The organism is Bordetella ansorpii (assembly GCF_900078315.1).
In the GTDB taxonomy this organism is placed as follows: Bacteria; Pseudomonadota; Gammaproteobacteria; order Burkholderiales; family Burkholderiaceae_B; genus Bordetella; species Bordetella ansorpii.
In genome coordinates this window covers 739,021-764,470 of sequence record NZ_FKBS01000029.1, presented here as the reverse complement: position 1 = coordinate 764,470, position 25,450 = coordinate 739,021, and the positions used below count along the sequence as shown (strand labels likewise).

At 67.4% G+C, this 25,450-nt stretch carries 21 protein-coding genes; 7 read left to right on the top strand and 14 right to left on the bottom strand.

Annotated features, from left to right (window positions below; translation table 11 throughout):
* Positions 1–4 precede the first annotated feature (4 nt).
* A complete protein-coding gene (gene dnaE / locus A7W11_RS25195; protein ID WP_066420619.1) occupies positions 5–3,496 on the top strand; it encodes a DNA polymerase III subunit alpha in 3,492 nt (1,163 codons plus the stop codon).
* Positions 3,497–3,566: 70 nt separating this feature from the next.
* Positions 3,567–4,457: a polysaccharide deacetylase family protein gene (locus A7W11_RS25190; protein ID WP_066420617.1), complete on the top strand. Its 891-nt coding sequence runs from the start codon at positions 3,567–3,569 to the stop codon at positions 4,455–4,457.
* An 87-nt stretch (positions 4,458–4,544) separates the two neighbouring features.
* On the opposite strand, the gene A7W11_RS25185 is transcribed toward A7W11_RS25190, so the two are convergent.
* The 8 genes from A7W11_RS25185 to A7W11_RS25150 all read right to left on the bottom strand — a co-directional run bounded on the left by A7W11_RS25185 (position 4,545) and on the right by A7W11_RS25150 (position 13,172).
* The gene (locus tag A7W11_RS25185) at positions 4,545–4,946 is read right to left on the bottom strand and encodes a hypothetical protein (protein ID WP_235816967.1); all 402 of its coding nucleotides are present in this window, start codon (positions 4,944–4,946) and stop codon (positions 4,545–4,547) included.
* The gene (locus tag A7W11_RS25180) at positions 4,943–6,202 is read right to left on the bottom strand and encodes a glutamate-5-semialdehyde dehydrogenase (protein WP_066420615.1); all 1,260 of its coding nucleotides are present in this window, start codon (positions 6,200–6,202) and stop codon (positions 4,943–4,945) included. The genes A7W11_RS25185 and A7W11_RS25180 overlap by 4 nt, the downstream gene beginning before the upstream one ends.
* Before the next feature lie 107 nt (positions 6,203–6,309).
* Positions 6,310–7,386, bottom strand: a complete 1,077-nt coding sequence (holA, locus tag A7W11_RS25175) for a DNA polymerase III subunit delta (RefSeq protein ID WP_066420612.1) — start codon at positions 7,384–7,386, stop codon at positions 6,310–6,312.
* Positions 7,387–7,391: 5 nt separating this feature from the next.
* On the bottom strand, positions 7,392–8,057 hold the full coding sequence (locus tag A7W11_RS25170) for an LPS-assembly lipoprotein LptE (RefSeq protein WP_082887475.1): 666 nt from the start codon (positions 8,055–8,057) through the stop codon (positions 7,392–7,394).
* 8 nt (positions 8,058–8,065) lie between these two features.
* Positions 8,066–10,723, bottom strand: coding sequence for a leucine--tRNA ligase (gene leuS / locus A7W11_RS25165; protein ID WP_066420606.1), 2,658 nt, complete (start codon positions 10,721–10,723; stop codon positions 8,066–8,068).
* Between the two features lie 80 nt (positions 10,724–10,803).
* Positions 10,804–12,018 (bottom strand): MFS transporter, encoded by a 1,215-nt coding sequence (locus A7W11_RS25160; protein WP_066420603.1) that lies wholly within the window; start codon positions 12,016–12,018, stop codon positions 10,804–10,806.
* A gap of 11 nt (positions 12,019–12,029) precedes the next feature.
* A complete protein-coding gene (locus tag A7W11_RS25155) occupies positions 12,030–12,557 on the bottom strand; it encodes a MarR family winged helix-turn-helix transcriptional regulator (protein WP_066420601.1) in 528 nt (175 codons plus the stop codon).
* 135 nt (positions 12,558–12,692) lie between these two features.
* Positions 12,693–13,172, bottom strand: coding sequence for an HU family DNA-binding protein (locus A7W11_RS25150; RefSeq protein WP_066420596.1), 480 nt, complete (start codon positions 13,170–13,172; stop codon positions 12,693–12,695).
* 351 nt (positions 13,173–13,523) lie between these two features.
* Here A7W11_RS25150 and A7W11_RS25145 point away from each other — a divergent pair, with 351 nt between their 5' ends.
* A complete protein-coding gene (locus A7W11_RS25145) occupies positions 13,524–15,254 on the top strand; it encodes a SulP family inorganic anion transporter (RefSeq protein ID WP_235816990.1) in 1,731 nt (576 codons plus the stop codon).
* Between the two features lie 3 nt (positions 15,255–15,257).
* Here the strand turns inward: A7W11_RS25145 and A7W11_RS25140 are convergent, their stop codons facing one another.
* From A7W11_RS25140 to A7W11_RS25125, 4 genes are all read right to left on the bottom strand, one after another.
* On the bottom strand, positions 15,258–16,793 hold the full coding sequence (locus tag A7W11_RS25140) for an ABC transporter substrate-binding protein (RefSeq protein ID WP_082887474.1): 1,536 nt from the start codon (positions 16,791–16,793) through the stop codon (positions 15,258–15,260).
* A 176-nt stretch (positions 16,794–16,969) separates the two neighbouring features.
* Positions 16,970–17,137 (bottom strand): 50S ribosomal protein L33, encoded by a 168-nt coding sequence (gene rpmG / locus A7W11_RS25135; protein WP_014750397.1) that lies wholly within the window; start codon positions 17,135–17,137, stop codon positions 16,970–16,972.
* A 34-nt stretch (positions 17,138–17,171) separates the two neighbouring features.
* The gene (gene rpmB, locus A7W11_RS25130; RefSeq protein ID WP_066420587.1) at positions 17,172–17,408 is read right to left on the bottom strand and encodes a 50S ribosomal protein L28; all 237 of its coding nucleotides are present in this window, start codon (positions 17,406–17,408) and stop codon (positions 17,172–17,174) included.
* Positions 17,409–17,696: 288 nt separating this feature from the next.
* Complete coding sequence (locus A7W11_RS25125; protein ID WP_156523227.1) at positions 17,697–18,890, bottom strand: multidrug effflux MFS transporter; 1,194 nt, start codon at positions 18,888–18,890, stop codon at positions 17,697–17,699.
* Positions 18,891–19,071: 181 nt separating this feature from the next.
* Between A7W11_RS25125 and A7W11_RS25120 the strand changes: the two genes are divergently transcribed.
* From A7W11_RS25120 to A7W11_RS25105, 4 genes are all read left to right on the top strand, one after another.
* Positions 19,072–20,400, top strand: coding sequence for a class I SAM-dependent methyltransferase (locus A7W11_RS25120; protein WP_156523226.1), 1,329 nt, complete (start codon positions 19,072–19,074; stop codon positions 20,398–20,400).
* 343 nt (positions 20,401–20,743) lie between these two features.
* Positions 20,744–21,742 carry an ABC transporter substrate-binding protein gene (locus A7W11_RS25115; RefSeq protein WP_066420584.1) on the top strand — a complete coding sequence of 333 codons (999 nt, stop codon included), beginning with the start codon at positions 20,744–20,746 and terminating at the stop codon, positions 21,740–21,742.
* A gap of 47 nt (positions 21,743–21,789) precedes the next feature.
* Positions 21,790–22,647 (top strand): ABC transporter permease, encoded by an 858-nt coding sequence (locus A7W11_RS25110; protein WP_066420582.1) that lies wholly within the window; start codon positions 21,790–21,792, stop codon positions 22,645–22,647.
* Complete coding sequence (locus tag A7W11_RS25105) at positions 22,644–23,900, top strand: quaternary amine ABC transporter ATP-binding protein (protein WP_066420580.1); 1,257 nt, start codon at positions 22,644–22,646, stop codon at positions 23,898–23,900. The genes A7W11_RS25110 and A7W11_RS25105 overlap by 4 nt, the downstream gene beginning before the upstream one ends.
* On the opposite strand, the gene A7W11_RS25100 is transcribed toward A7W11_RS25105, so the two are convergent.
* Entirely contained in the window at positions 23,887–24,861 is a 975-nt protein-coding gene (locus A7W11_RS25100) for a Bug family tripartite tricarboxylate transporter substrate binding protein (RefSeq protein ID WP_066420578.1), read from the bottom strand. The genes A7W11_RS25105 and A7W11_RS25100 overlap by 14 nt on opposite strands.
* Positions 24,862–24,924: 63 nt before the next feature.
* The gene (locus A7W11_RS25095; RefSeq protein ID WP_066420576.1) at positions 24,925–25,389 is read right to left on the bottom strand and encodes a MaoC family dehydratase; all 465 of its coding nucleotides are present in this window, start codon (positions 25,387–25,389) and stop codon (positions 24,925–24,927) included.
* Positions 25,390–25,450: the final 61 nt, after the last annotated feature.

The following is a 25,450-nucleotide window of genomic DNA, read 5'->3' as shown; positions in this document are numbered from 1 at the left end:
GGGCATGTCAGATGCCGCCGTTTCGCCCCCCGCTTTCGTCCACCTGCGTGTCCATTCCGAGTTCTCGGTGGTGGACGGCCTGGTGCGTGTCCCCGACCTGATCAAACGGGTCGCCAAGCTCGGCCAGCCCGCGGTGGCGCTGACCGACCTGTCCAATCTGTTCGGCCTGATCAAGTTCTACAAGGGCGCGCGTGGCGCGGGCGTCAAGCCCATCGCCGGCTGCGATGCCTGGCTGGCCAACGACGACGATCCCGACAAGCCGTTCCGCGTCCTGCTGCTGGTGCGCAACCACAAGGGCTATCTCAGCCTGTGCGAACTGCTGTCCCAGGCTTTTCTTACCAACCAGGGCACGGGCCGCGCCGAACTGCGCCGCGAGTGGCTGCAGGGCCGCGAAGGCCTGATCGTGCTGTCCGGCGGCCGCGCGGGCGACGTCGGCCAGGCGCTGGAGGCGGGCAACGCCGTGTCGGCGCTGTCGCTGGCGCGCCAGTGGGCGCACATGTTCCCCGGCTCCTACTTCATCGAGCTGCAGCGCAGCGGCATGGAAGGCGACGAGGCCTATGTGCAGGCCGCCATGCGCCTGGCGGCCGAGGCGGGCCTGCCGGTGGTGGCCACCCACCCGGTGCAGTTCCTGGACCGCGACGAATTCCAGGCGCACGAGGCGCGGGTGTGCATCTCGCAGGGCGAGGTGCTGGCCAACCCGCGGCGGGTCAAGCGTTTCTCGCCCGAGCAGTACCTGCAAAGCTCAGAGGAAATGGCCAGGCGTTTCGCCGACGTGCCGTCTGCGCTGGCCAACACGGTGGAGATCGCACGCCGCTGCAACCTGACGCTGACACTGGGCAAGCCGCGCCTGCCGAACTTTCCCACGCCCGACGGCGTGTCGCTGGACGACTACCTGGTCCAGCTGTCCGAGCAGGGCCTGGAAAAGCGCATGGAGTTCCTGTTCCCGGATGCGGCGGAGCGGGAATCCAAGCGCAAGCAGTACTACGACCGCCTGGCCTGGGAATGCAAGATCATCATCCAGATGGGTTTCCCCGGCTACTTCCTGATCGTGCAGGACTTCATCAACTGGGGCAAGAACAACGGCGTGCCGGTCGGCCCCGGGCGGGGGTCGGGCGCGGGCTCTCTGGTGGCCTATGCGCTGGGCATCACCGATCTCGACCCCATCCGCTACGACTTGCTGTTCGAGCGTTTCCTGAACCCGGAGCGCGTGTCGATGCCCGACTTCGACATCGACTTCTGCCAGGACAACCGCGAACGCGTCATCGACTACGTGAAGGAAAAGTACGGCCGCGCGGCCGTCAGCCAGATCGCCACCTTCGGTACGCTGGGCGCCAAGGCCGTGGTCCGCGACGCGGGCCGCGTGCTGGACATGCCCTATATGTTCTGCGACGGCCTGTCCAAGCTGATCCCGTTCAACCCGGCCGACCCCTGGACGCTGGAGCGCACGCTGGCCGACGAGCCCGCCTTCAAGGAGCGCTACGAACAGGAAGAGGAAGTGCGCGGCCTGGTCGACCTGGCCCGCCCGCTGGAAGGCCTGACCCGCAACATCGGCATGCACGCCGGCGGCGTGCTGATCGCGCCGGGCAAGCTTACCGACTTCTGCCCGCTGTATTGCCAGCCGGGCCAGGAGAACAGCGCGGTCTCGCAGTACGACAAGGACGACGTCGAGGCCGCCGGCCTGGTCAAGTTCGACTTCCTGGGCCTGCGCAACCTGACCATTCTCGACTGGGCCGTGCGCTACGTGCGCCAGTTCAACGAGACCAAGCGCGATTTCGACATCATGGCGCTGGCGCTGGACGACCAGGCGGCCTATCGCGTGCTGTGCGAGGCCAACACCACGGCGGTGTTCCAGCTCGAATCGCGCGGCATGAAGGAGCTGCTGAAGAAGCTCAAGCCCAGCAACTTCGAAGACGTGATCGCCATGCTGGCCCTGTATCGCCCGGGGCCGCTCGAATCCGGCATGGTGGACGACTTCGTCAATCGCAAGCACGGCCGCGCGCAGGTGGACTACTTCCACCCCGACCTGGAAAGCACCCTGAAGAGCACCTACGGGGTCATCGTCTACCAGGAACAGGTGATGCTGATCTCGCAGATCATCGGCGGCTACTCGCTGGGCGGCGCCGACCTGCTGCGGCGCGCCATGGGCAAGAAGAAGGCCGAGGAAATGGCCAAGGAGCGCATCAAGTTCGAAGAAGGCGCGCGCAACAAGGGCCACGATCCCGACCTGGCGGTCAAGCTGTTCGACCTGATGGAGAAGTTCGCGGGCTATGGCTTCAACAAGTCGCACTCGGCCGCCTATGCGCTGATTTCGTACCAGACCGCCTGGCTCAAGGCCTATCACCCCGCCGAGTTCCTGGCCGCCACGCTATCGGCGGACATGGACGACACCGACAAGGTGCAGACCTTCGTGCGCGATGCGCAGGCCAACGGCGTGGCGGTGCTGCCGCCGGACGTCAACGCCTCGGGCTATCGCTTCGAACCCGTGCAGGACGAGCATTTCGCCAAGGGTAAGCCGCCGCGCACCATGCGCTACGGCCTGGGCGCGGTCAAGGGCACGGGGCAGGGCGCGGTCGAGGAGATCCTGCGCGCCCGCGCCGCGGGCGGCGCGTTCCAGAACCTGTTCGATTTCTGCCGCCGGGTGGACAAGCATGCCGTCAACCGCCGTACCGTCGAGGCCTTGATCCGCGCCGGCGCGTTCGACACCATCGAACCCAACCGCGCCGCCTTGCTGGGCTCCATCGGCACGGCCATGGAGGCGGCCGAGCAGGCGGCCCGCAGCGCCAACCAGGTGTCGTTGTTCGGCGACGACAGCAGCGACGTGGTCGCCAGCGAACTCGCCAAGGTGGCGCCCTGGAATCTGCACGCGAAACTGACCGAGGAAAAGGCCGCGCTGGGCTACTATTTCAGCGGCCATCTGTTCGACCATTGGCGCGACGAGGTCCGCCGCATCGTGCCCATGCAATTGGTACGCGTCGAGCCGCAGCGCGACCTGCAGTGGATGTGCGGCGTGCTGGCCGGCGTGCGCGTGATGATGACGCGGCGCGGCAAGATGGTGTTCGCCGTGCTGGACGACGGCACCGCCCAGGTCGAGATTTCCATCTTCAACGAGCTGTACGAGAAACACCGGAACCGTCTGCGCGAGGATCAGCTCATCATTGTTCAGGGCAAGGTCAGTAACGACGATTACTCTGGCGGTATGCGTATCGTCGCCGAGCAGCTGTACGACTTGCAGCTGGCGCGCGAGGCGCGCGCCCGTTCCCTGCGGGTCAGGCTCAATGGGCAAGCCGATGCGAATCGCCTGCACCAGTTGCTGAACCCGTTCCGGGCCGAGCCCGAGAACGGCGTGCCGGGGGTGCCGGTCGACATCGTCTACCAGAAGGACGACTTCCAGTGCACGATGCGGCTGGGCGAACAATGGCGCGTGCGCATGGCTGATACCCTGCTGGAGAACCTGGCCGCCTGGGCCAAGCCGGACGGGGTCGAGATCACTTACTAGCAAAACATTCATTGCGGGGGCGCCGAACCAGGAGCGGCGTCCCGAGTATGGTGCAGGAGCGATACCTACAATGAAAAACGCACCCAGCGTTCCGGTGCTGATGTACCACCACGTCACCCCGAAATACAGCCGGTTGTCCGTGCGTAGCAAAGGGTTCGAGAGCCAGATCGCGGGCCTGGCGCGCAAGGGCTATACCTCGCTGACGGCCCGGCAATACGCGGACTACCTGAACGGGGTTCCCGTACCCGAGAAGTCGGTGCTGATTACCTTCGACGACGGCTATCTCGACAACTGGGTGCATGCACATCCGATCCTGCAGCGCTACGGCATGCACGCCGTGCTGTTCGTCATCACACAATGGATCGGTGACGGTCCGGTGCGCCCGCATGCCGGGCAAGGCCTGCCGCTGCCGGCATCGCCCGACCACGCCGGTTGCACGGCGCTGGTCGAGGCCGGCCGCTACGACGAGGTCGCATTGCGCTGGAGCGAGCTGCGGGCCATGCAAGAGGCCGGCACCTTCGAGATCCACTCGCATACCCACACCCATACCCGCTGGGACAAGGTCTGCGGCTCCGATGTCGCCGCCAAGCGCCGGCATGTGGCCGAGGAACTGGCCACGTCCAAGGCCCTGCTCGAACAGCATCTGGGTCCCGTCAGCGATCACCTGTGCTGGCCGCAGGGGTATTTCGACGCGGACTACGTCGCCGAAGCGCGGGCCGCGGGCTTCCGCCATCTGTACACCACCGACGCGTACGGGCTGAACAAGCCGGGAGGCGATCCCGGCCATATCTACCGCTTCCCGATGCGCGACAGCGACTCGGGCCGCTTCAATCACCGCATCTGGCTCTACAGCAACACCACCTTCGGGCCCAGCTACCTGGCCTTCAAGGCCTGGCGGCGCAAGATCAGGCAGCAGAAGCGGCTGGCCGCCGCGGCTTCCCTGGCCGTCGACGGCCGATAGCACGCGGCAGCAGCGGCCGCGCCAATGCATCGGGGCCATGCCCGCGCGGGTAGCGCGGGCATGGCCCCGATGCATTGCGGGCGTGGATCAGCGTGCGAACAGCAGCAGGCCCCACAGCACGATCATGGACAGCAGGCCCAGCCAGCAGGCGCCCCAGAAGCCGATGAGCGGCCATTTCACGTCCAGCGGGATCTGCTTGGGCTGGATGTGCTTGAGCAGGCGGTTCGATTCCCCGATGACCCAGAACGACGCGCCGGGAAAGGCCAGGCGGAAGAAATAATCGAGGAAAATCGTCGCGCGGATCGCGAAGGGATACTGCGCGAACGGGCGCTGCTCGAGATAGGGGTGCTTGAGCACCGCGTTGATGCGCTTGGACTTCATGAAGAACAGCACGAAACCGCAGATCGAGCACGTGATGAAGCACGCGACGAACAGGCTGAACGCGACGCGCAGGAAAGGCGCCAGCGCGGGGTCGATCGTAGACATCATCCTCGGGTTTGTCCTTCGCCGTTGAGTACCCATTTCAGGGTGGTCAGGCCTTCCAGGCCGACAGGGCCGCGTGCATGCAGGCGGTTGGTGGAAATGCCGATCTCGGCGCCCAGGCCGTATTCGAAACCATCGGCGAAGCAGGTCGGCAGGTTGACGTACACCGAACTGGAGTCGACCACGCGCTGGAACGCGGTGGCGGCCGACAGGTTCTCGGTGACGATGGCGTCGGTGTGGCCGGAGCCCCAGCGCGCGATGTGCGCCATGGCGTCTTCCTGGCTGTCGACGATGCGCACCGCCAGGATGGGGCCGAGGTATTCGGTGGCCCAGTCGTCGTCGGTGGCGGGCAGGGCGTACGGCAGCAGGGCGCGGGTGCGCTCGCAGCCGCGCAGCTCGACGCCGTGGTCGCAGAAGGCGCGGCCCAGGGCCGGCAGGATGCGTTCGGCGGCGGCCGCGTGCACCAGCAGGGTTTCCATCGCGCCGCACACGCCATAGCGGTAGGTCTTGGCGTTGAAGGCGATGGCGTGGGCTTTGGCGGGATCGGCGGCCTGGTCGATGTAGACGTGGCAGTTGCCATCCAGGTGCTTGATCATCGGCACGCGGGCTTCCTGCGCCAGGCGGGCGATGAGGCCCTTGCCGCCGCGCGGCACGATGACGTCGACGTGTTCCGTCATGGTGATGAGCGCACCGACCGCGGCGCGGTCGGTGGTGTCGACCACCTGCACGGCCTCGGGGGGCAGGCCGGCTTCGCGCAGGCCGTGCTGCACGATGCGGCCCAGGGCCAGGTTCGAGCGCAGGGCCTCGCGGCCGCCGCGCAGGATGGCGGCGTTGCCGGACTTCAGGCACAGCGCGGCCGCGTCGATGGTGACGTTGGGGCGCGACTCGTAGATGATGCCGATGACGCCCAGCGGGACGCGCATCTGCGCGACGCGCATGCCGTTGGGGCGCACGTGGGTGGCGCTGATGCTGCCGATGGGATCGGGCAGCGAAGCGACCTGCAGCAGGCCTTCGTGCATCAGGTCGATGCCGCGGTCGGACAGCGTCAGGCGGTCGAGCATGGCGGCTTCCAGGCCGTCGGTGCGCGCAGCGGCGACGTCGGCCGCGTTGGCTTCCTTCAGCTCGGCGCGGCGCGCGCTCAGTTCGGCGGCCATGGCGTGCAGGGCGCGGTTCTTCTGGGCGGCGCCGGCCTGCATGGTGACGCGCGAGGCGCTTCGGGCGTTTTCGCCCAGGGCCAGCATGGATTCTTCTATCGTGGTCATGGCGGGAATCGTTGCGAGAGTCGGCGGCTGATGGCCGCCGCGACAGGGTAGTGTACCGGTGGTGAACCGGCGTACGAGCGAGGGCGAAGGCGGCGGCTATGCCGCCTTCACGGTCGGCGGCCCGCCGCGGCCGATGCCGGACCCGCCGCGGCCACCCGCAGGGCCAGGCGCGCCATTTCTTCCCAGGGGTCGGACAGCCGGCCCGCCACGGACAGCCCCTTGATCAGGCGGTCGACGTCGTGCGCGTGCTGGACGGCGGCGGGCCAGGCCCGCGGGGGCACGCGGCCCAGCGCCTGCTGGGCCAGCCGTTCGTGCGCGCCGAACACCCGCAGGCGGCGCATCAGGCCATTCATGTCCTGTCCCTGCTGGCGGGCTTCGGCCAGCCGGGCCAGCAGGCGGATTTCCTCGCCCACCGCCCACAACACCAGGGGCAGGGCCTCGCCTTCGGCGCGCAGCCCGGACAACATGCGCAGCGTGCGGGCGCTGTCGCCGGCCAGCATGGCGTCGCGCAGGCCGAAGACGTCGTAGCGGGCCACGTTGAGCACGGCCTTTTCCACATCCTCGGCGGCCAGCTCGCCTTCCGGATAGAGCAGGCCGAGCTTCTGGATTTCCTGGTGGGCGGCCAGCAGGTTGCCTTCGACCTTGTCGGCCATCCATTGCAGGGTGGCGCCATCGGTGCGCTGGTTCTGGCGCCCCAGGCGCGCGCCGATCCAGGCGGGCAGGCGGCCGCGTTCGATGTTGGCGATGTCGCACGGCACGCCGGCCTGGGCCAGCGCCAGCGCCCATTTGCTGTCGCGCGTGGCCTTGTCCAGGCGTGGCAGGGACACCACGACCAGCGTGTCGGCGTCGGCCTGCTGCCGGGCCTGGTTGGCCAGTTTCACCAGCGTGTCGCCGCCGGCCTTGCCGGGCTTGCCGGTGGGGATCTTCAGTTCGAGCAGGCGGCGGTCGCCGAACAGCGAGACGGTCTGGGTGGCCGCGATGACGGCGCTCCAGTCGCTGCGGGCGTCCATGACCAGCGAGGTGCGTTCGGTGTAACCCGCCGACCGCGCGGCGGCGCGCAGCGCGTCCACCGCTTCGGTGACCAGCAGCGGCTCGTCGCCGGACACCATGTACAACGGCGCCAGACGCTGTCCGGCGCGTTGAAGGTGATCGGCCAGTCCGCCGGCATCCAGGGCTTGCGCCATGGGTCTCAGTACCGCTGGCGTGCGTCGTTGACCGACGGCGAACGCAGGGGATAGGGCACATCCGGCGCGGCCTGGACCGCGTTGGGATCGTAGACCGGCGCGTTGGGGTCGGAGACGCCCTGTTTGAGGCGCTCGGCCGCATCACGGACGTCCGGCGCCGTCAGGCGGCGCAGCAGGCGGTTGACCAGGGATTGCTGCATGTTCTCGTACAGCATGTTTATCTGGTCTTCCTTGGCCTGCATTGCCTGCTCGTCGTACGGCATCTGCTGGTAAGCCGTCAGCGTCGTATCGGGGATGATGGCGTTGCCCTTGGCGTCGATCAGGCGGAACGAGAAGACGATGCTCAGTTCGTATTCCTCGACGCGGCCCTGGGCGTTCAGGGACACCTCGCGCAGGCCGCGCGTATCGTTGGTCTGCTGCAGGATGGCCTCGGCCTCCTTGGCGGTCTGGGTGATGCGCGTATCCGGCGACGCGGCCCGCACCGAGCGGCGCACGTCGGCGCCGAACTTGGTGTTGTCGGGGATGGAGATGTACAGCGTTTCGAAGGGCAGCGGCGTCACGCCGCGCATCTTGAAACCGCAGGCCGACAGCAGCAGGACGAGCGCCAGGCCCGCCGCGCGCAGCAGCGGCCGGGAGAACGGGCGGGACGGGGCGAGCCAGGCGTGGTTCATGTGAGGTTTCAGCCTACGACGTTGACGAGCTTGCCGGGGACGACGATGACCCGCTTGGGCGGGCGGCCTTCGAGGAAGCGCGCGACTTCCTCGTGGGCGGCGGCCAGCCGTTCGATGTCTTCCTTGGGCGCCTGGGCGGCCACGCGCAGCGAGCCGCGCAGCTTGCCGTTGACCTGCAGCATCAGCTGGATCTCGTCGGCCACCAGGGCCGCTTCGTCGACGTGCGGCCACGGCGCGTCCAGCAGGTCGCCCAGTTGGCCGGCATAGCCCAGGTCGCGCCACAGCTGCCAGGTGATGTGCGGCACCACCGGGTACAGCACGCGCAGCAGGATGCCGATGGTCTCGGCCAGGGCGGCGTCGGCCGCGGCGCCTTCGGGCAGCGTGGCGCCGTCGATGGCGTTCAGCACTTTCATGCTGGAGGACACGACAGTGTTGTACTGGATGCGCTGATAGTCGTAGTCGGCTTGCTTCAGCAGGCCGTAGACCTCGCGGCGCAGATCCTTGACGGGGGCGGGGGCCTGCGACCAGTCGGCGCCGGCGGCCAGGCCGCGCGCCACGGCCTCGCGGCGCGTGTGGCACAGCGACCACAGGCGGCGCAGGAAGCGGTTGGCGCCCTCGACGCCGGAGTCGGACCACTCGAGCGTCTGCTCGGGCGGGCTGGCGAACATGACGAACAGGCGCGCGGTGTCGGCGCCCAGGGTGTCGATCAGCGATTGCGGATCGACGCCGTTGTTCTTGGACTTGGACATCGTGCCCACGCCGCCGTAGGTGACGTCGGATCCGTCGGACTTGAGCTTGGCGCCGGTGATGGCCCCCTTGGCGTCGTAGACGTTCTCGACCTCTTCGGGCCAGAAGTATTCGATGCCGCCCTGCGCGTTGCGGCGCGAGTAGATGTGGTTCAGCACCATGCCCTGGCACAGCAGCCTGGTGAAGGGCTCGTCGAACTTCAAGAGGCCCATGTCGCGCATGACCTTGGTCCAGAAGCGGGCGTACAGCAGGTGCAGCACGGCGTGCTCGATGCCGCCGATGTACTGGTCCATCGGCATCCAGTAATCGTTGCGCTGGTCGACCATGGCCAGGTCGTTGCCCGGAGAGGTGTAGCGCATGAAGTACCAGGACGAGTCGACGAACGTGTCCATCGTGTCGGTTTCGCGGCGCGCGGGCTTGCCGCAACTGGGGCACGAGCACGACAGGAAGGCTTCGTTCCTGGCCAGCGGGTTGCCGCTGCCGTCGGGGATGAGGTCGTCGGGCAGCACGACGGGCAGGTCCGCCTCGGGGACGGGCACGGGGCCGCAGTCGGGGCAGTGGATGATGGGGATCGGGGTGCCCCAGTAGCGCTGGCGCGAGATGCCCCAGTCGCGCAGGCGCCAGGTGGTCTGCTTCTCGCCCAGGCCCTGCGCGGCCAGGTCGGCGGCGATGGCGTCCACGGCTTCCTTGTGCGAGAGGCCGTCGTACTTGCCCGAGGCGACGGTGCGGCCGGCCTGCTTGTCGCCGTACCATTCCTGCCAGGCGTCGGTGGAGTATTCCTTGCCTTCGAGCGCCACGACCTGGCGGATGGGCAGGCCGTACTTCCTGGCGAACGCGAAATCGCGCTCGTCGTGCGCGGGCACGCCCATGACGGCGCCGTCGCCGTAGCTCATCAGCACGTAGTTGCCGACCCAGACCTCGACCGGCTGGCCGGTGATGGGGTGGTTGACGGTCAGGCCCGTGGGCATGCCCTCTTTTTCACGCGTGGCCATCTCGGCCTCGGTGGTGCCGCCCAGCTTGCACTGCTCGATGAATGCGGCCAGTTGCGGGTTGCCTTGCGCGGCATGCGTGGCCAGGGGATGTTCGGGGGCGACGGCGCAGAAGGTGACGCCCATGATGGTGTCGCCGCGCGTGGTGAAGACGTACATCTTGCCGTCCTGCACCAATTGGCCGTCGGCGCCGGCGATCGTGTGCGGGAACGCGAAGCGCAGGCCTTCCGACTTGCCGATCCAGTTCTCCTGCATGACGCGCACGCGCTCGGGCCAGCCGGGCAGCCCGTTCCTGACCTGGTCGAGCAGTTCGTCGGCGTAGTCGGTGATGCGCAGGTAGTAGCCGGGGATTTCCCGCTTTTCCACAGGCGCGCCCGAGCGCCAGCCGCGGCCGTCGATGACCTGTTCGTTGGCCAGCACGGTCTGGTCGACCGGATCCCAGTTGACGACCTGGGTCTTGCGGTAGGCCACGCCCTTTTCCAGCATCTTCAGGAACAGCCACTGGTTCCACTTGTAATAGGCGGGATCGCAGGCGCACATTTCGCGCGACCAGTCGATCGCCAGCCCCATCGCCTTCATCTGCTTCTTCATGTAGGCGATGTTGTCGTACGTCCACTTGGCCGGCGGCACCTTGGACTTGATGGCGGCGTTCTCGGCCGGCATGCCGAAGGCGTCCCAGCCCATGGGCATCAGCACGTTGTAGCCGCGCATGCGCAGTTGGCGCGCCATCATGTCGTTGATGGTGTAGTTGCGCACGTGGCCCATGTGCAGCTTGCCGCTGGGATAGGGCAGCATCGAGCAGGCGTAGAACTTGGGCTTCTCGGAACCGTCGGCGTTGGTGGCGTGCTCGTGGACGAGATAGGCGTCGCGCGCCTGCCAGTCTTGTTGGGCGGCGGCTTCTACGGCGGTGGGCTGATAGCGTTCCTGCATGGGAAAGGTGCGGGTGTCCGGCAAATGGGTAGCGGCCGCCCGGGGGGCGGCCAAAACCATGGATTATAGGAGAGGTGGGGCTATCGTTGCGCGGCGGCGGGCCTGGCGGGCGGTCCGGCCGGGATGCGTGCGTTGGGCGACAGGCAGGCATAGGCCAGCGCGGCCAGGGCGATTGCGGCGCCGGCGATGCACACGCCCGTCCAGCCGGCATGCGGATACAGCCAGGACGACAGCAGCGAGCCCGAGGCGCCGCCGATGAAATACGACGTCATGTAGCCCGCCGTCAGGCGGCTGCGCGCCTCGGGCCGCAGGCGGTAGATCGAACTCTGGTTGGTGACGTGCACGCCCTGGACGGCCAGATCCAGGATCAGGATGCCGGCCAAGAGCGGCAGCACGCCGTACTCGCCCAGCCCCGTGAGCACCCACGAGCCCGCCAGCAGCGCCAGTCCGGCGTAGGTGGCGGCGTTGCCCAGGCCGCGGTCGGCCAGGCGACCGAACCGGTTGGCGGCGAAGGCGCCGATGGCGCCCGCCAGGCCGAACAGTCCGATGGTGGTGTTGGAGTAGCCGTAGGCCGGGCCGGACAGCAGGAACGTCAGCGGCGTCCACAGCACGCTGAAGGTGGCGAAGGTCAGGCCGCCGATCAGCGAGCGCGCCCGGAACAGCGGTTCCTGCGCGAACAGCTTGAACATGGATCCCAGCAGTTGCGGATAGGGCATGCGGTCGGGGTTGCGCCAGCGCGGCAGTTTCAGCCACAGCACGCCGGCCATGCCGAACATGAGCAGCGCGGCAACCCAGTACACGGTGCGCCAGTTGCCCACGTCGGCCAGCGCGCCCGCCACGGTGCGCGCCAGCAGGATGCCCAGCAGCAGGCCGCTCATCACGGTGCCGACCGCCTTGCCGCGCTCGTGCGGCTCGGCCAGGGTGGCGGCGAAGGGCACCAGCACCTGCGCGACCACCGACAGCAGGGCGCTGATGGCGGTGCCGGCCAGCAACATGGGAAAACTGTGCGCGAAGGACGACACCAGCAGGCCGCAGCCAGACAGGATCGTCATGCCGACGATCAGGCCACGGCGTTCCAGCACGTCGCCCAGCGGCACCAGCAGGATCAGGCCGACGGCGTAGCTGAGTTGCGCGGTGGTGACGATGCCGCCCGCCTGCGCGTTGGACAGGCCGAACTGCTGGCCGATGGCATGCAGCAGGGGTTGGGCGTAGTAGTTGCCCGAGACGGCCAGGCCGGTGGCGACCGCCATCAGCAGAACCATCGGCGTGCTCAGGCGGGGGGGTGAGGCGTTCATTGTCGTGGTGCTCATGGGGTGTCCGTCGTGGCGATGCCGCCGGGCCTGGCCTGGTCGTGGCTGGCCAGCAGCTTGCGCAGCAGGCCGGCCAGCCGGTTGCGTTCGGTGGGCGACAGCGGCGCCAGCAGGCCGTCCAACTGCGCCACGTAGTCTTCCAATGCGCGGCGGATGGTGTTGCGGCCCAGGGGCGTCAGCGACACGATGACGCCGCGGCGGTCGTCGGGATTGGGGCGGCGGGCGGCCAGCCCGGCCTGTTCCAGGCGATCGAGCCGGTTGGTCATGGCGCCGGAGGACAGCAGCAGGGCGTCGATGAGCTGCTGCGGACTGAGCGCGTAAGGCGAGCCCGCGCGGTACAGCGTGGCCAGCAGGTCGAACTCGCCTTGCTGGATGCCGTGCTGGCGAAAGGTGCGGTCGATGTCGCGCATGGCCAGCGTATGGAGCCGGAACACCCGGCTCAGTACGGCCATCGGCGAGACGTCCAGGTCGGGGCGCTCGCTGGCCCATTGCGCGAGCACGAAGTCGACGTGATCCTGTGTCATGGCAGATACCTCGATATGAAGTATCTTTATATCAAGATAAATATCCTGCTGTCCAATGGATGGAAAGAGAAAGCCTCAACGCAAAGAACCCGCCACGAGGGCGGGTTCTTTGCTTTTGGGGTGCTGCGCGGCAGATTACTGCGCGGCGTCCTTCAGCTTCTTCAGCGGACGGACCTTGACCTTGACCGAAGCGGGCTTGGCCGGGAACCAACGCTCTTGCCCGGTGAAGGGATCCTTGCCGAAGCGCTTGGCCTTGGCGGGAACCTTCTGCACCGAGATCTTGAACAGGCCGGGCAGCGTGAATTCGCCGGCGCCCTTCTTGTCCACGGAGCCCAGCACCGAGCCTTCCAGGGCAGCCAGCACGGTCTTGACCGACTTGGCTTCGACGCCGGTGGTTTCAACCAGGTGAGCGATCAGTTGCGACTTGTTCAGCGCTTCCTTGATCGGGCGGATGGTGGCGGCGGCAGCCGTCTTCTTCACCGCGGTCTTGGTGGCGACAGCCTTCTTGGCGGGGGCCTTGGCGGGAGCCTTGGCAGCCTTGGCCGGAGCCTTGGCAGGCGCCTTCACGGCGGTCTTGGTGACTTTCTTGGCGGGAGCTTTTGCTTTGGTGGCCATGGTCGGGATCCGTATGTTGAGTACAAGAGGCTGCGCATCGTGTGTGAAGGCGATGCGCACCTCGCGGCGATGATAGCGGAACTGGCGTGCAATGCACGGTTTTTCAAGGGCTCGCGCAGCATTCTTTGTTGTTTTCCCCGCATTTGAAGCGTCTTTCGCGCCGAAATGCGCCTGGCGGCGCGTGTTTGCGCGGGGGGCGGCGCTACGTTTACGCTAGCGGTCTTGCCGATCGGAAGGGCTGCATGATGCGGCCCGCGCGGCAATTCAAGGCACGATATGGCGGAGCAGGATAGCGGCGGACACATGCCGCGGCGGCGCGTGGGGACTGGGCGCAAGGTGTTCGGCGACTGGATGGGCGAGGTCGATGGGCGCACCTTGCGCGCCGACGCGATGGCCGGTCTGCTGGGCGCCTTGCTGGTGCTGCCGCAAGGCGTGGCCTTCGCCACGCTGGCGGGGCTGCCGCCCGAGTATGGCCTGTACTCCGCCATCGTGCCCTGTGTGCTGGCGGCGCTGTTCGGGTCCAGCCGGCACGTGATGTCGGGCCCGACCAATGCGAACTCGCTGGCGCTTTTCGCGGTGCTGTCGCCGCTGGCGATCGCCGGCAGTCCGGGTTACATCGAGCTGGCTTTGGCCGTCACCGTGCTGGTCGGGCTGCTGCAACTGGCCGTCGGCGTGCTGCGCCTGGGGGCGCTCGCCAACTTCATCTCTCCGTCCGCGCTGTTCGGTTTCACCAGCGGCGCGGCGCTGCTGATCGCGTTGCACGCATGGGTCGATGCGCTGGGCCTGGACATCGATGGGCATGGCAGCGCCGACACCCTGCTGGGCATCGTGGGCGGCCTGGACCAGGCGCACGCGGGCGCGTTGCTGGTGGCGGTCGCGACGGTGGGCGGCGCGCTGGCGGTGCGTCGCTGGGATCGCCGCAAGCCCTACATGCTGCTGGGCCTGGTGGCGGGCACCGCGATCGCGGCGCTCTGGAATGCGTGGCGGCCGCACGATGCCGTGGCGGTGCTGGGGCCGCTGGCGCAGCCGTGGCCGCCCTTCCGCGTGCCGGACGTGCAATGGCGCGTGCTGCCCGACCTGATCGGGCTGGCCGTGCCGCTGACCATCGTGGCGCTGGCGCAGTCGATCTCCATCGCCAAGGCGGTCGCCGCGCGGTCGGGGCAGGCTATCGATGCCAACCGCGAGTTCATCGGACAGGGCGTGTCCAACGCGGTGGGCGGGTTCTTTTCCAGCTATCTGTCGTGCGGCTCGCTGAATCGCTCGATGCCCAATTTCGAGGCCGGCGCGCGCACGCCGCTGGCCGCGGTGTTCTCATCGGCCCTGCTGGTGGCGCTGGTCGCGTTGACCGCGCCGCTCCTGGCGCGCATTCCGCACGCGGCCATTGCCGGCCTGCTGCTGCTGGTGGCCTGGACGTTGTTGGACGTGCCGCGCTGGCGCAGGCTGGCGAAGGTGGACCGCACCGAGGCGCTGATCGCCGGCGCGACGATGGCCGCCACCGTGTGCATCCGCATGGAGGTGGCCATCCTGCTGGGCACGCTGCTGTCGCTGTCGGGCTATCTGTACCGCACGTCGCGGCCCGCCATGCGCACCATGGGCTTCGACGCCGACGATCCCGCGCGGCATTTCGTGCCGCTGGAGGGGCAGGGCGGCACGTTGCCCGAATGCCCGCAATTGAAGCTGCTGCGGATGGAAGGGTCGGTCTATTTCGGCGCGGCGGTGCACGTGGCCGACCGGTTGCAGGCGCTGCGCGCGGCGCCGGACGCGCCGCGCCATCTGCTGGTGATGTGCAAGAGCATGAACTTCGTCGACCACGCCGGCGTGGAGGTCTGGGAGCACGAGCTGCGCAAGCGGCGCCAGTTGGGCGGCGACGTCTACTTCCATCGTCCGCGTCCGCAGGTGATGCAGTCCTGGGCGCGCACGGGTTTCCTCGAGGAACTGGGCGCGGACCGCGTCTTCCCGGACAAGCACGTGGCGATCCACGAGATCTACCAGCGCCTGGATCCGGACATCTGCGCCGGCTGTACGGCGCGCTGCTTCACCGAGTGCGGGCCGCCCGGGCATGCGGGGCAGCGGCGCGCATAGCGCTCAGTAGGGGTTCGGGCGGGGCGGGGGTTGCAGCGGTTGCTGGGTCTGCGGATGGGATTGCCGCGGCGCCTGCGGTGGGCGGGCCTGCGCGGGATCGGCCGGCTGCGACGGATCCGCGATGGGGTGGCTCAGGCGGCGTGAGGTGATGGGGACCTGGCGGGTGATGGCCGGGCCTGGCGATGCGGTGGCGCCGCCGCTGTCTGTCGCGGCAGGCGATGCATCTGGAGCGGAATCGGTCGGGCCGCGACCGGCCATGCCGTCCTGGGCCGGGCCTTCCTCGGCAGCGCCGGCCTGCGTCGCGGGGTGCTCCGCCTGCCGCAGCCTGCGCACCGCGACGTCCGGCAGTTGCAGCCGCGCGCCATCCTGGTAGCCGGTCGCCTGCATCGTCGGCACGCCGTTTTCGACGGCGAGGGTTCCTATGTACGTGCCCAGCGTCGATTGATGATCCAACGGGCGGAAACGGATGCGGCCCAGCGGCGTGTCGACCTCCAGCCCGGCGAACACTTCCGCCAGGGCGTCGGGCGCGGCCGAGCCGGCCTTGGCGATGCCTGTGGCCAGCGACATCAGCGTGGTGTAGCCCAGCAGCGATCCGGCCTGTGGCGCGGCGCCATAGCGGGCCTGATAGGCCTGCGCGAAGCGCTGATGCTCGGGCGTATCGATGGCCTGGTCGGGGTAGCCCGCGACGATCCATCCGGCCGGCGCGTCGGCGCCCAACGGCGACAGATATTCCGGCAGGCCGGCGAACGGCGCGACGACGGCCCTGTCCCTGAACGTGGCCAGCGCCGTGCCTTCGCGCACGAAGCGCGTCAGGTCGGGGCCCTGCAACGCCACGAACAGCGCATCGGGTTGGAATGGCTCCAGCTTGCCCAGCGCGGCGCGCAGGTCGAACTTGCCGGCCGGCACCGGCAGGTCGGCCACGATCTCGGCGTTGGACTGGAAGGCCTGCATCATGCTTCTGAACGTGGCCGTCATGCCGCGTCCGGTCTCGTCGTCCGGATACACGATGGCCCAGCGCGGCTTGCGCAGCGCCAGGGCCTTGGGCATGACGGCGGCCACCAGCATGCGGCTGGAGAGGCCCACGCGATACGTATAGCGATTGCCCTGCTGCCAGACCAACTGGTCGCTCATGGGGGCGGCGGCCAGGTAGAAGACCTTGTTGTGCGCGGCGAAGTCGCCCAGGGCCAGGCCGGATTCGGAGCGCATGCCGCCGAACAGCACGTCGACCTTTTCCTTCTCCAGCAGTTGCAGGGCGGCCTGCACGGCATTGCCGGCGCGGTCGCCGTCGTCGCGCGACAGCACCTGCAGCCTGCGTCCCAGCACGCCGCCCGAGGCATTGATCTCTTCCTGGGCCAGTTGCCAGCCCTTGCGGTAGGGGTCGAGAAAGGCGGGGTAGGCCTTGTAGCTGTTGATCTCGCCGATGCGCAGCGGCGGCGGAGCCTTCTGCGCGTGGGCGGCTGCGGCCAACATCAGGGCGGCTAGCGCGGCGGCTAGCGTGCGCGTGGCGTGGCGTGGCGAGGGAAGAGTGAGGCGATGCATGGCGCGGCGTGGTCGGCTGGCGTTGGCCGGGCGCGCTTGCCGGAACCGGTGATCCGGCGTGGCGCCTTCGGCTTGGGTCCGTGGCCCGCGGTATCCCGCGGACAAACAAAAAGGCCCTGCATGAGCAGGGCCTTGAACGATACCGTAAAACGGATACCGCGAATTTATCCGCTGAATTACTTCAGCTTGGTTTCCTTGTAGTCGACGTGCTTGCGCGCGACCGGATCGAACTTCTTGATCAGCATCTTTTCCGGGGTGTTGCGCTTGTTCTTCGTCGTGGTGTAGAAGTGACCCGTGCCCGCGGTGGACTCGAGCTTGATTTTTTCACGGATGCCTTTGGCCATGTCGTGCTCCTGGTATTAGATGGGGGCGTGTCGCTTAGACGGCTTCGCCGCGGGCGCGCAGGTCGGCCAGCACGGCGTCGATGCCGTTCTTGTCGATCGTGCGGATGGCGGCGGCGGTCACGCGCAGGCGAACCCAGCGGTTTTCGCTTTCGACCCAGAACCGGCGCGATTGCAGGTTCGGGAGGAAGCGACGCTTGGTCTTGTTGTTAGCGTGCGAAACGTTGTTGCCCACCATCGGGCCCTTGCCGGTAACTTGGCAAACGCGTGCCATGGATACACCTCTTGGGTTGTTCTAGCCGCGCATGGGGAAGGACAGAGAGGAGATCGGCCGGCCCTGCCTGAGGGCCCTTCGTGAGACGCTGCGCTGATGCTTGGTGACCCGCGCAGGTGCTGAAGAAGTGCTTATACCCCGCTGTCTGCCGCCCACGCGGGCGGTAGTCAGAGTGTGTCGAACGCAAAGCATAGCGGTCGCACACGGGAAATATTGCGGTATTTTGCTGAAATTCTGCTAAGAGAAATCCAGGCAATCTCTGATTCTAGTACGGATTTTGTGGTTGGGTCAAGCGCCGCGGCGTGCAATGCGGCCACACAGCCACGACAGGCAGGCGCAACCCGCCAGCACGGTGGCCAGCGGCAGGACGCTGTCGCTCTGCCAGGCGCTGACGGCCAGGCCGGCCAGCGCGCCGCAGGACAGTTGCAGCATGCCCAGCATGGCCGAGGCGGCGCCCAGGCGGCCGCCTTGCTCGGACAGCGCCAGCGCGGCCGAGTTCGGATTGACGAAGCCCTGGCTGAACATGTATCCCATCAGGCAGATCATCAGCACCGGCAGCGCCATCAGGCCGGTGATGGCCAGCAGGAAGGCCGCCAGGCTGGCCAGCGCCAGGGCCGTCTGGGCGCGCCGTTGCAGCACCACCGGCTGCAGGCGGCGCAGCAGGCGCGCGCTGACCTGCGAGCCGATGATCAGCGCGGCGGCGTTGGCGCCGAACAACAGACCGTAGTATTCGGGCGGCACGCCATACAGTTCGATGAACACGCGCGGTGAACCGACGATGTAGGCGAACATGCCGGCCTGTCCCAGCCCGCCCGCCAGGCTGTGCGCCATGAAGCTGCGGTGCTCGAGCAGGGCGCCGTAATTGGACAGGATGGTGTTCCAGCGCAAGGGCACCATGCGCTCGGGCGCCAGCGATTCGCGCATGGTCAGCGACACGGCCGTCAGCAGGGCCAGGCCCAGCAGCGCCATCACCCAGAACAGGCTGCGCCAGCCGACGAATCCCAGCAGTTGCCCGCCGACCAGCGGCGCCAGGATGGGCGCCAGGCCCATGATCAGCATCATCAGCGACAGGGCGCGCGCGGCGTCCTGCGTGGAATAGTGGTCGCGGATGACGGCGCGCGGAATGACCACGCCGGCCGCGCTGCCCAGCGCCTGCAGCAGGCGGCACAGCGTCAGGGTCTCGATGCTCCCGGCGACTGCACAGCCGACCGAGGCCAGTACGTACATCACCAGGCCGATCTGCATGGGCAGCTTGCGGCCGTAGCGGTCGGCCAGCGGGCCATAGGCGATCTGCGCCATGGCCAGGCCGGCCAGGTAGGCGGCGAGCGTGCGTTCGACCTCGCCGCGCGGCACCCCGAGTCCCTGCGCGATGGCGGGGAAGGCCGGCAGGTACATGTCGATGGAGAACGGTCCGATCGCCGTGACCGCACCCATGAGCAGTAACCAGCCAGGGAAGGTGCGGGACAGCGATTGGGAGGGCATGGAGGCGAGGGGGGCTTGAAGGGTGACGGTAGCGGGCGGCGCCGCCGCCGGTTTCGGGCAGGCACGATATGTGCGCGGCGCAGAAACAGAAGAATCTAGCATGGGTCAGCTTACACGCAAATTTCTTCCGTTTTCCGATAAAGTCCTTCTCAATGTTTTTCGTAACAGGGGAGAGGGTCTCGTGAATCCTGTGCTTTCAGCAGTGGATCGCAAGCTCGGCAGCCTGCCGGTGCCGGTCCAATTGATCATGCCTGACGGAACGAAAGTCGGTCCAGCCGACGCCAGGGTCAGGTTCGTGGCGCGCGACAAGACCGCGTTGGCGCATCTGGCGACCGGCGCGGTGGGAGTCCTGGGGCAGGACTACGTCGAGGGACGCATCGACATCGAGGGCAGCATGCGCGACCTCATGTCCGCGGCCGCCGCCTTGTTGCCCGATTCGCCCATCGAGGACACCGAGGGCGGCGTGCTGAAGAAAGTGGCGCGCAAGATGATCTCGGTGTCGCGCCATTCGATGGAGCGCGATGCGCGGCAGATCGAGTTCCACTACGACCTGTCCGACGACTTCTACGCGTTGTGGCTGGATCCGCGCCGGGTCTATTCCTGCGCCTATTTCCGCACGCCGGAGATGCCGCTGGCGCAGGCCCAGGAAGCCAAGCTGGACCACATCTGCCGCAAGCTGCGCCTGCAGCCCGGCGAGCGTTTCCTGGACGTGGGCGCAGGCTGGGGCGGCTTGCTGCTGTGGGCCGCCGAACACTATGGCGTGGACGCCACCGGCATCACGCTGTCGAAGAACCAGCATGCCTACGTCAACAAGCTGATCCAGCAGAAAGGCCTGTCGGGCCGCGTGCGCATGGAGCTGCTCGACTACCGCAAGCTGGACGAGCGCCAGGCCTTCGACAAGATCGCCTCGGTCGGCATGTTCGAGCATGTCGGACGCGCGCAGTTGCCGGAGTACTTCGCCAAGCTGCGCCGGCTGATCAAGCCGGGCGGCCTGATCATGAACCACGGCATCACCGCGTCGGGCGTCTACAACGCCGAGATGGGCAGCGGAATGGGCGAGTTCATCGAGAAGTACATCTTCCCGGGCGGCGAATTGACGCACATCAGCCGCGTGCTCGAGGCGGTGACGCTGGGCGGGCTGGAATCGGTGGACGTCGAGAACCTGCGCCCGCATTACGCCCGCACGCTGTGGCACTGGAGCGATTCGCTAGAGGCCCAGCTGGACCGCGCCAGCGAGATCCTGCAGGGCGAGCAGGGCCAGCGTTCGCTGCGCGCCTACCGCCTGTATCTGGCGGGCTGCGCGATGGCGTTCGAGCACGGCTGGGTGGCGCTGCACCAGGTGCTGGTGTCGACCCTGGCCTCGGGCCGCCACGACGAGCTGGACAACCCGCCGGACCTGGCCTATCCGTGGCGTCGCGACTATATCTACGAAGGCGGTCAGGCCGTGCCGCAACCGGCCCCGGGCGACCCCGTGGTGGTGCCGTTCACGACAGGCGACAAGGCCGCCTGACCGGTCTGTCTTCACCGGCCCGCCGGATGGCGGGCCGGCCGCAAAAACGATCAATAATTTGTTGCGGGTTGAGCTTGTCGGCAAAAACGTTTAACATGCTGCCTTCTTCGCTCAGTTTCAGTCATTTTTCGAGACTGCATTTTCTGTGATTTGTTTTGGTGCGTCGCACCAGATGTGATCACTGTCCTACGGGCACCAGACCCCCTGCCGTCTGATGCTCTTCTGTTGGTGTCGGTTTGTATTGGCGGTTCTGCCCGTCTTCCGCACAACCCCCCTAGCTACTCGGCACATGCTGGCGTTGCGCGCCGTCTGTGTCCCTGAAACCTATGGAGGCAAAAAGCCCATGCGTCATCCTCTCTGCAAAACCGTGGCCGCCGCGGCCGTCCTGTTCGCTTGCGCCTCGGGCGCCCAGGCCGCCGAAACGGCCTGCGAACTGAACCGGCCCGTCAATTTCGGCGGCATGAACTGGGAGTCGAACCTGGTCGTGGTCGAGATCGAACGGTTCATCATGGAAAACGGCTACGGCTGCAAGACCGAAGTGCTGCCCACCGAGACGCTGCCCGCCCTGGCCGCGCTGGAGCGCGGCGATCTCGACATCAATTCCGAGATCTGGCTGAACAGCGTGGCCGACCCCTGGGAAAAGGCGCAGAAGACCGGCAAGGTCAAGCGCATCGGCGAAGTGTTCATGGGCGGCGAAGCCTGGTTCGTGCCCCGTTATACCGCCGAACGCCTGCCGGAACTGAAATCGGCCGCCGACCTGCCGAAGTTCAAGGACAAGTTCACCGATCCCGAAGAACCCTCGAAGGGCCGCTTCTATGGCTGCCCGGCGGGCTGGGGCTGCGAAGTGGTCAGCACCAACCTGTTCCATGCCCTGAAGCTGGACGACACGTACACCCTGTACTCGCCCGGCACCGGCGCGGCGCAGAAGGCCGCACTCACGGCTGCCTACAAGCGCAAGCAGGATGTCGTCTTCTACTACTGGTACCCGACCCCGCTGGTGGGCTCGATGGACCTGGTCAAGCTCGACATGCCGCCCTATGACGCCGAAAAGCACAAGTGCCTGACGGACACCAAGTGCGCCAACCCGCAGCCCAGCGCCTACCCCCAGAACCCGGTGTTCACCGCGGTCAACACGGGCTTCTCCGAGAAGGCTCCCAAGCTGACCGCCTTCCTGTCCAAGGTCGCCATCCCCAACCCGGTGGTCGACGAGACCCTGGCGCACATGGAAGAGTCGGGCGACGAGGCGCGCGACGTGGCCCAGTGGTTCCTGAAGAACAAGGCCGACGTGTGGACCAAGTGGGTCGACGCCGAGGTCGCCAAGCGCGTTCAGGCCAAGCTGTAATGGTGTTGGCGTTTCGGCCGCGGGCCGTAACTTTCCGGAGTTGATCGATGTTTCCAGAGATCATTGCCCCGCGCGCGGTGCGCGGGGTGATCGACACATTCGTCGATCACTTGGTGACGCAATACGCGGACACCCTCGAGTCGCTGTCCAAGCCCTTCCTGCACGTGCTGGTCTGGCTCGAACAGTTGTTGCGTAGCGCCCCCTGGTGGGCGGTGGTGCTGGCGGTGATTGTCCTGGCCTATGCCGTGGGCCGCCGCATCGGCCTGGCCGTGGGCATGGGCGCGCTGCTGTGCGTGATCGGCGTCCTGGGCCTGTGGGATGCCGGCATGCAGACGCTGGCGCTCATGATCATGGCCACGGGGCTGTCGGTGCTGATCGGCATCCCGCTGGGCGTGCTGATGGCGCGGGTGAACTGGCTGCGCAACATCATGATGCCGGTGCTGGACGTGATGCAGACCATGCCCAGCTTCGTGTACCTGATCCCCGTCGTGATGCTGTTCGGACTGGGCAAGATCCCGGCCATCATCGCCACGGTGATCTACGCGGTGCCGCCGCTGATCCGCCTGACCGACCTGGGCATCCGCCTGGTCGACCGCGAAGTGCTGGAGGCCGCGCGGGCCTTCGGCGCCAGCCCCCGACAGCAGCTGTTCGGCGTGCAGTTGCCGCTGGCGCTGCCCAACATCATGGCCGGCCTGAACCAGACCACCATGATGGCGCTGTCCATGGTCGTCATCGCCTCGATGATCGGCGCGCGCGGCCTGGGCTACGAAGTGCTGCTGGGCATCAACCGCCTGGAAGTCGGCCGTGGCCTGCTGGCGGGCCTGGGCATCGTGGTGCTGGCCGTGCTGTTCGACCGCATCACCCAGTCGTACGGACGGCGCGTGCGCCAGGGAGGCCACCAATGAGCAAGATCGAAGTCCGCAACATCTACAAGATCTTCGGATCGCATCCGCAGAAGTGGCTGAAGGCCGCGCAGGACGGCGTCAGCAAGGAAGCGCTGCTGGCCGAGAGCGGCCACACGCTGGGCCTGCGCGACATCAGCCTGTCCATCGACGAAGGCAGCATCTACGTCATCATGGGCCTGTCGGGCTCGGGCAAATCGACGCTGATCCGCCATTTCAACCGGCTGATCGATCCCAGCGCGGGGCAGATCCTGGTCGACGGCGTGGACGTCATGGCCATGGACGACAAGCAGTTGGAAACCTTCCGGCGCACCAAGATGAGCATGGTGTTCCAGCGCTTCGGCCTGTTCCCGCACCGCACGGTGCTGGACAACGCCGCCTACGGCCTGCAGGTGCAGGGCGTGGGGCGCGCCGAGCGCGAGAAGCGCGCCATGCACTGGCTCGAGCAGGTGGGGCTGTCCGGCTTCGAGAAGCAGTATCCGCACCAGCTGTCCGGCGGCATGCAGCAGCGCGTGGGCCTGGCCCGCGCGCTGGCCACCGATGCCGAAGTGCTGCTGATGGACGAGGCCTTCTCGGCGTTGGACCCGCTGATCCGCCGCGAGATGCAGGACCAGCTGCTGAGCCTGCAATCGCAGTTGAACAAGACCATCGTGTTCATCACGCACGACCTGGACGAGGCCCTGCGCCTGGGCAACCGCATCGCCATCCTGAAAGACGGCGAGCTGGTGCAGGAGGGCACGCCCGAGGATATCCTGCTGAATCCGTCGAACGACTACGTGCAGGCTTTCCTGCAGGACGTGAACCGCACCAAGGTGCTGAACGCGTCGCACGCGGTCAATCCGCCGCGCCTGACGCTGACCATGCGTTCGCGGCCGGCGCATGCGCTGGAGCGCATGAAGGCGCTGGACTACGCTTATGCGCCGGTGCTGGACGGCAAGCGCCTGGCCGGCGTGCTGACGGCCGAGGCGGCGTTGGCGATGGTGCAGGAAGGCGCGCGCGACATTTCGCGCCAGGTGACGGATCTGGCCTCGGTGCCGGCCACCGCCGGTCTGGACGAAGTGCTGGCTCGCCTGGTCCATAGCGACCAGCCGGTCGCCGTGACGGGCGAGGGCGACGAGTTCCTCGGCATGCTGTCGCGCGCCAAGGTGGTCGAGCTGGTGACGCCGGTCGTGGCCGCGGCCGACGCGCCCGCGGGCGAATCGGCCGAATCGCCGGCTCCGGCCGAACCGGCGGCCACGCCCGTCAATCCAGTTTGACGTTGGCCTCCCGGATGATCTCGCCCCAGCGGCGGGTCTCCGAGCGGATGTAGGCGTCGTATTCCTGCGGCGTCGCGCCCAGCGCCTGGGCGCCCTGCACCTTCAGTTGCTTCTGCATTTCGGGCGACTGAAGGGCGCGGCGTATTTCGGCGTTCAGCTTGTCCACGATGGGCTGCGGGGTGCCCCTGGGCACCATCACGCCCTGCCAGGCGCCCACCTCGAAACCGGGCTTGCGCGCCTCGGCCACGGTGGGCACGTCGGGCAACTGGTCGCTGCGCGCCTTGCTGGTGATGGCCAGGGCGCGCACCTTGCCATCGCGGATGAAGCCCAGCGAATCGTTCAGCGTATTGGTCATGAACTGCACCTGCCCGCCGACCAGGTCGGTCATGGCCGGCGCGCTGCCGCGATACGGCACGTGCACCGCCTCCAGCCCCAGTTCGCGCAGCAGCATCACCGCGCCCAGGTGGGTGACGTTGCCCGGCCCGGCGGACCCGAACGACAGCTTGTCCGGGGCGCGTTTCACGTAGTCCACGAAGCCCGCCAGGTCCTTGGCCGGGATGGACGGATGCACCAGCAGCACCAGCGGAATCACCGCCGTGGACGACACGGCGGTGAAGTCGCGGGCGGGATCGAAACTCAGCTTGGTATACAGATTGGGGCTCAAGGCAATCGACGAGGTGTTGTACAGCACCGTGTAGCCGTCGGGCTTGGCCTGCGCCACGGCCTGCATGCCGATGTTGCCGTTGGCGCCGCCCTTGTTCTCGATGACGACGGTCTGGCCCAATTGGTCGGTCAGTTGCTTGGCCAGCACGCGCGCCACCAAGTCGGTGGGGCCGCCGGGCGGGAAGGGCACCACCATGGTGACGGGGCGTTCGGGCCAGGCGGCCTGCGCGGGGGCGTTGGCCAAGGCCAGCGCCGCCAGGGCCGCGCCGGCGGCCAGGCGTGCAAAACGGGGGATCATGCTTGTCTCCTGATTTTTTGGGATGTCGTGCGGTCGGCGCGCCCTCTGATGGGGCGGTTGCCGTTATTCCGGCTTGCCGGCCAGCATGCGCACGGCCGTGTACTGGATGACGGGCGTGCCGTGCTGGTTACGGATCTCGATGGCCGAACTCACGATGGCGCGATTGTTTTTCGAGGTCGGCCGCACGCCCGTCACTTCCACCTCGGCCCAGACCGTGTCGCCGGCCACCACGGGCGCCAGGATCTTCTTGTGGACTTCCAGCAGCGCCAGGCCGGTGCCCTGCACCATGCCCTGCATCAGCAGGCCTTCGATGATGCCGTAGGTCAGCGCGCCCGGCACGGGGCGGCCCTGGATCGCACCGCCGCCGAAGGTGGTGTCCGTGAAGATCGTCTCCAGCATGCCCGTGGCGCTGATGAAGTTGATGATGTCGGTCTCGGTGATGGTGCGGCGCAGGGTGTGGAAGCGTTGGCCGACTTCCAGTTCCTGCCAGTAGTAGCCCATGCCCAGGACGGTGATTTTCTCGCTCATGCGTGTCTCCTGTTGTGTGGATGTCTTGCCGATGAATGGGGGAAGCTAGGGCCTGTTCACA

Bases quoted from the DNA above. Each gene is read 5' to 3' on its own strand.
- A7W11_RS25185 (WP_235816967.1), bottom strand. From the start codon at position 4,946: ATGATGTCTACGATCGACCCCGCGCTGGCGCCTTTCCTGCGCGTCGCG.
- A7W11_RS25170 (WP_082887475.1), bottom strand. From the start codon at position 8,057: ATGAACCACGCCTGGCTCGCCCCGTCCCGCCCGTTCTCCCGGCCGCTG.
- A7W11_RS25140 (WP_082887474.1), bottom strand. From the start codon at position 16,793: ATGCATCGCCTCACTCTTCCCTCGCCACGCCACGCCACGCGCACGCTA.
- A7W11_RS25095 (WP_066420576.1), bottom strand. From the start codon at position 25,389: ATGAGCGAGAAAATCACCGTCCTGGGCATGGGCTACTACTGGCAGGAA.
- rpmG (WP_014750397.1), bottom strand. From the start codon at position 17,137: ATGGCCAAAGGCATCCGTGAAAAAATCAAGCTCGAGTCCACCGCGGGC.
- leuS (WP_066420606.1), bottom strand. From the start codon at position 10,723: ATGCAGGAACGCTATCAGCCCACCGCCGTAGAAGCCGCCGCCCAACAA.
- A7W11_RS25190 (WP_066420617.1), top strand. From the start codon at position 3,567: ATGAAAAACGCACCCAGCGTTCCGGTGCTGATGTACCACCACGTCACC.
- A7W11_RS25115 (WP_066420584.1), top strand. From the start codon at position 20,744: ATGCGTCATCCTCTCTGCAAAACCGTGGCCGCCGCGGCCGTCCTGTTC.
- A7W11_RS25145 (WP_235816990.1), top strand. From the start codon at position 13,524: ATGGGCGAGGTCGATGGGCGCACCTTGCGCGCCGACGCGATGGCCGGT.
- A7W11_RS25150 (WP_066420596.1), bottom strand. From the start codon at position 13,172: ATGGCCACCAAAGCAAAAGCTCCCGCCAAGAAAGTCACCAAGACCGCC.
- dnaE (WP_066420619.1), top strand. From the start codon at position 5: ATGTCAGATGCCGCCGTTTCGCCCCCCGCTTTCGTCCACCTGCGTGTC.
- A7W11_RS25105 (WP_066420580.1), top strand. From the start codon at position 22,644: ATGAGCAAGATCGAAGTCCGCAACATCTACAAGATCTTCGGATCGCAT.
- A7W11_RS25125 (WP_156523227.1), bottom strand. From the start codon at position 18,890: ATGCCCTCCCAATCGCTGTCCCGCACCTTCCCTGGCTGGTTACTGCTC.
- A7W11_RS25155 (WP_066420601.1), bottom strand. From the start codon at position 12,557: ATGACACAGGATCACGTCGACTTCGTGCTCGCGCAATGGGCCAGCGAG.
- A7W11_RS25110 (WP_066420582.1), top strand. From the start codon at position 21,790: ATGTTTCCAGAGATCATTGCCCCGCGCGCGGTGCGCGGGGTGATCGAC.
- A7W11_RS25160 (WP_066420603.1), bottom strand. From the start codon at position 12,018: ATGAACGCCTCACCCCCCCGCCTGAGCACGCCGATGGTTCTGCTGATG.
- A7W11_RS25180 (WP_066420615.1), bottom strand. From the start codon at position 6,202: ATGACCACGATAGAAGAATCCATGCTGGCCCTGGGCGAAAACGCCCGA.
- holA (WP_066420612.1), bottom strand. From the start codon at position 7,386: ATGGCGCAAGCCCTGGATGCCGGCGGACTGGCCGATCACCTTCAACGC.
- A7W11_RS25100 (WP_066420578.1), bottom strand. From the start codon at position 24,861: ATGATCCCCCGTTTTGCACGCCTGGCCGCCGGCGCGGCCCTGGCGGCG.
- rpmB (WP_066420587.1), bottom strand. From the start codon at position 17,408: ATGGCACGCGTTTGCCAAGTTACCGGCAAGGGCCCGATGGTGGGCAAC.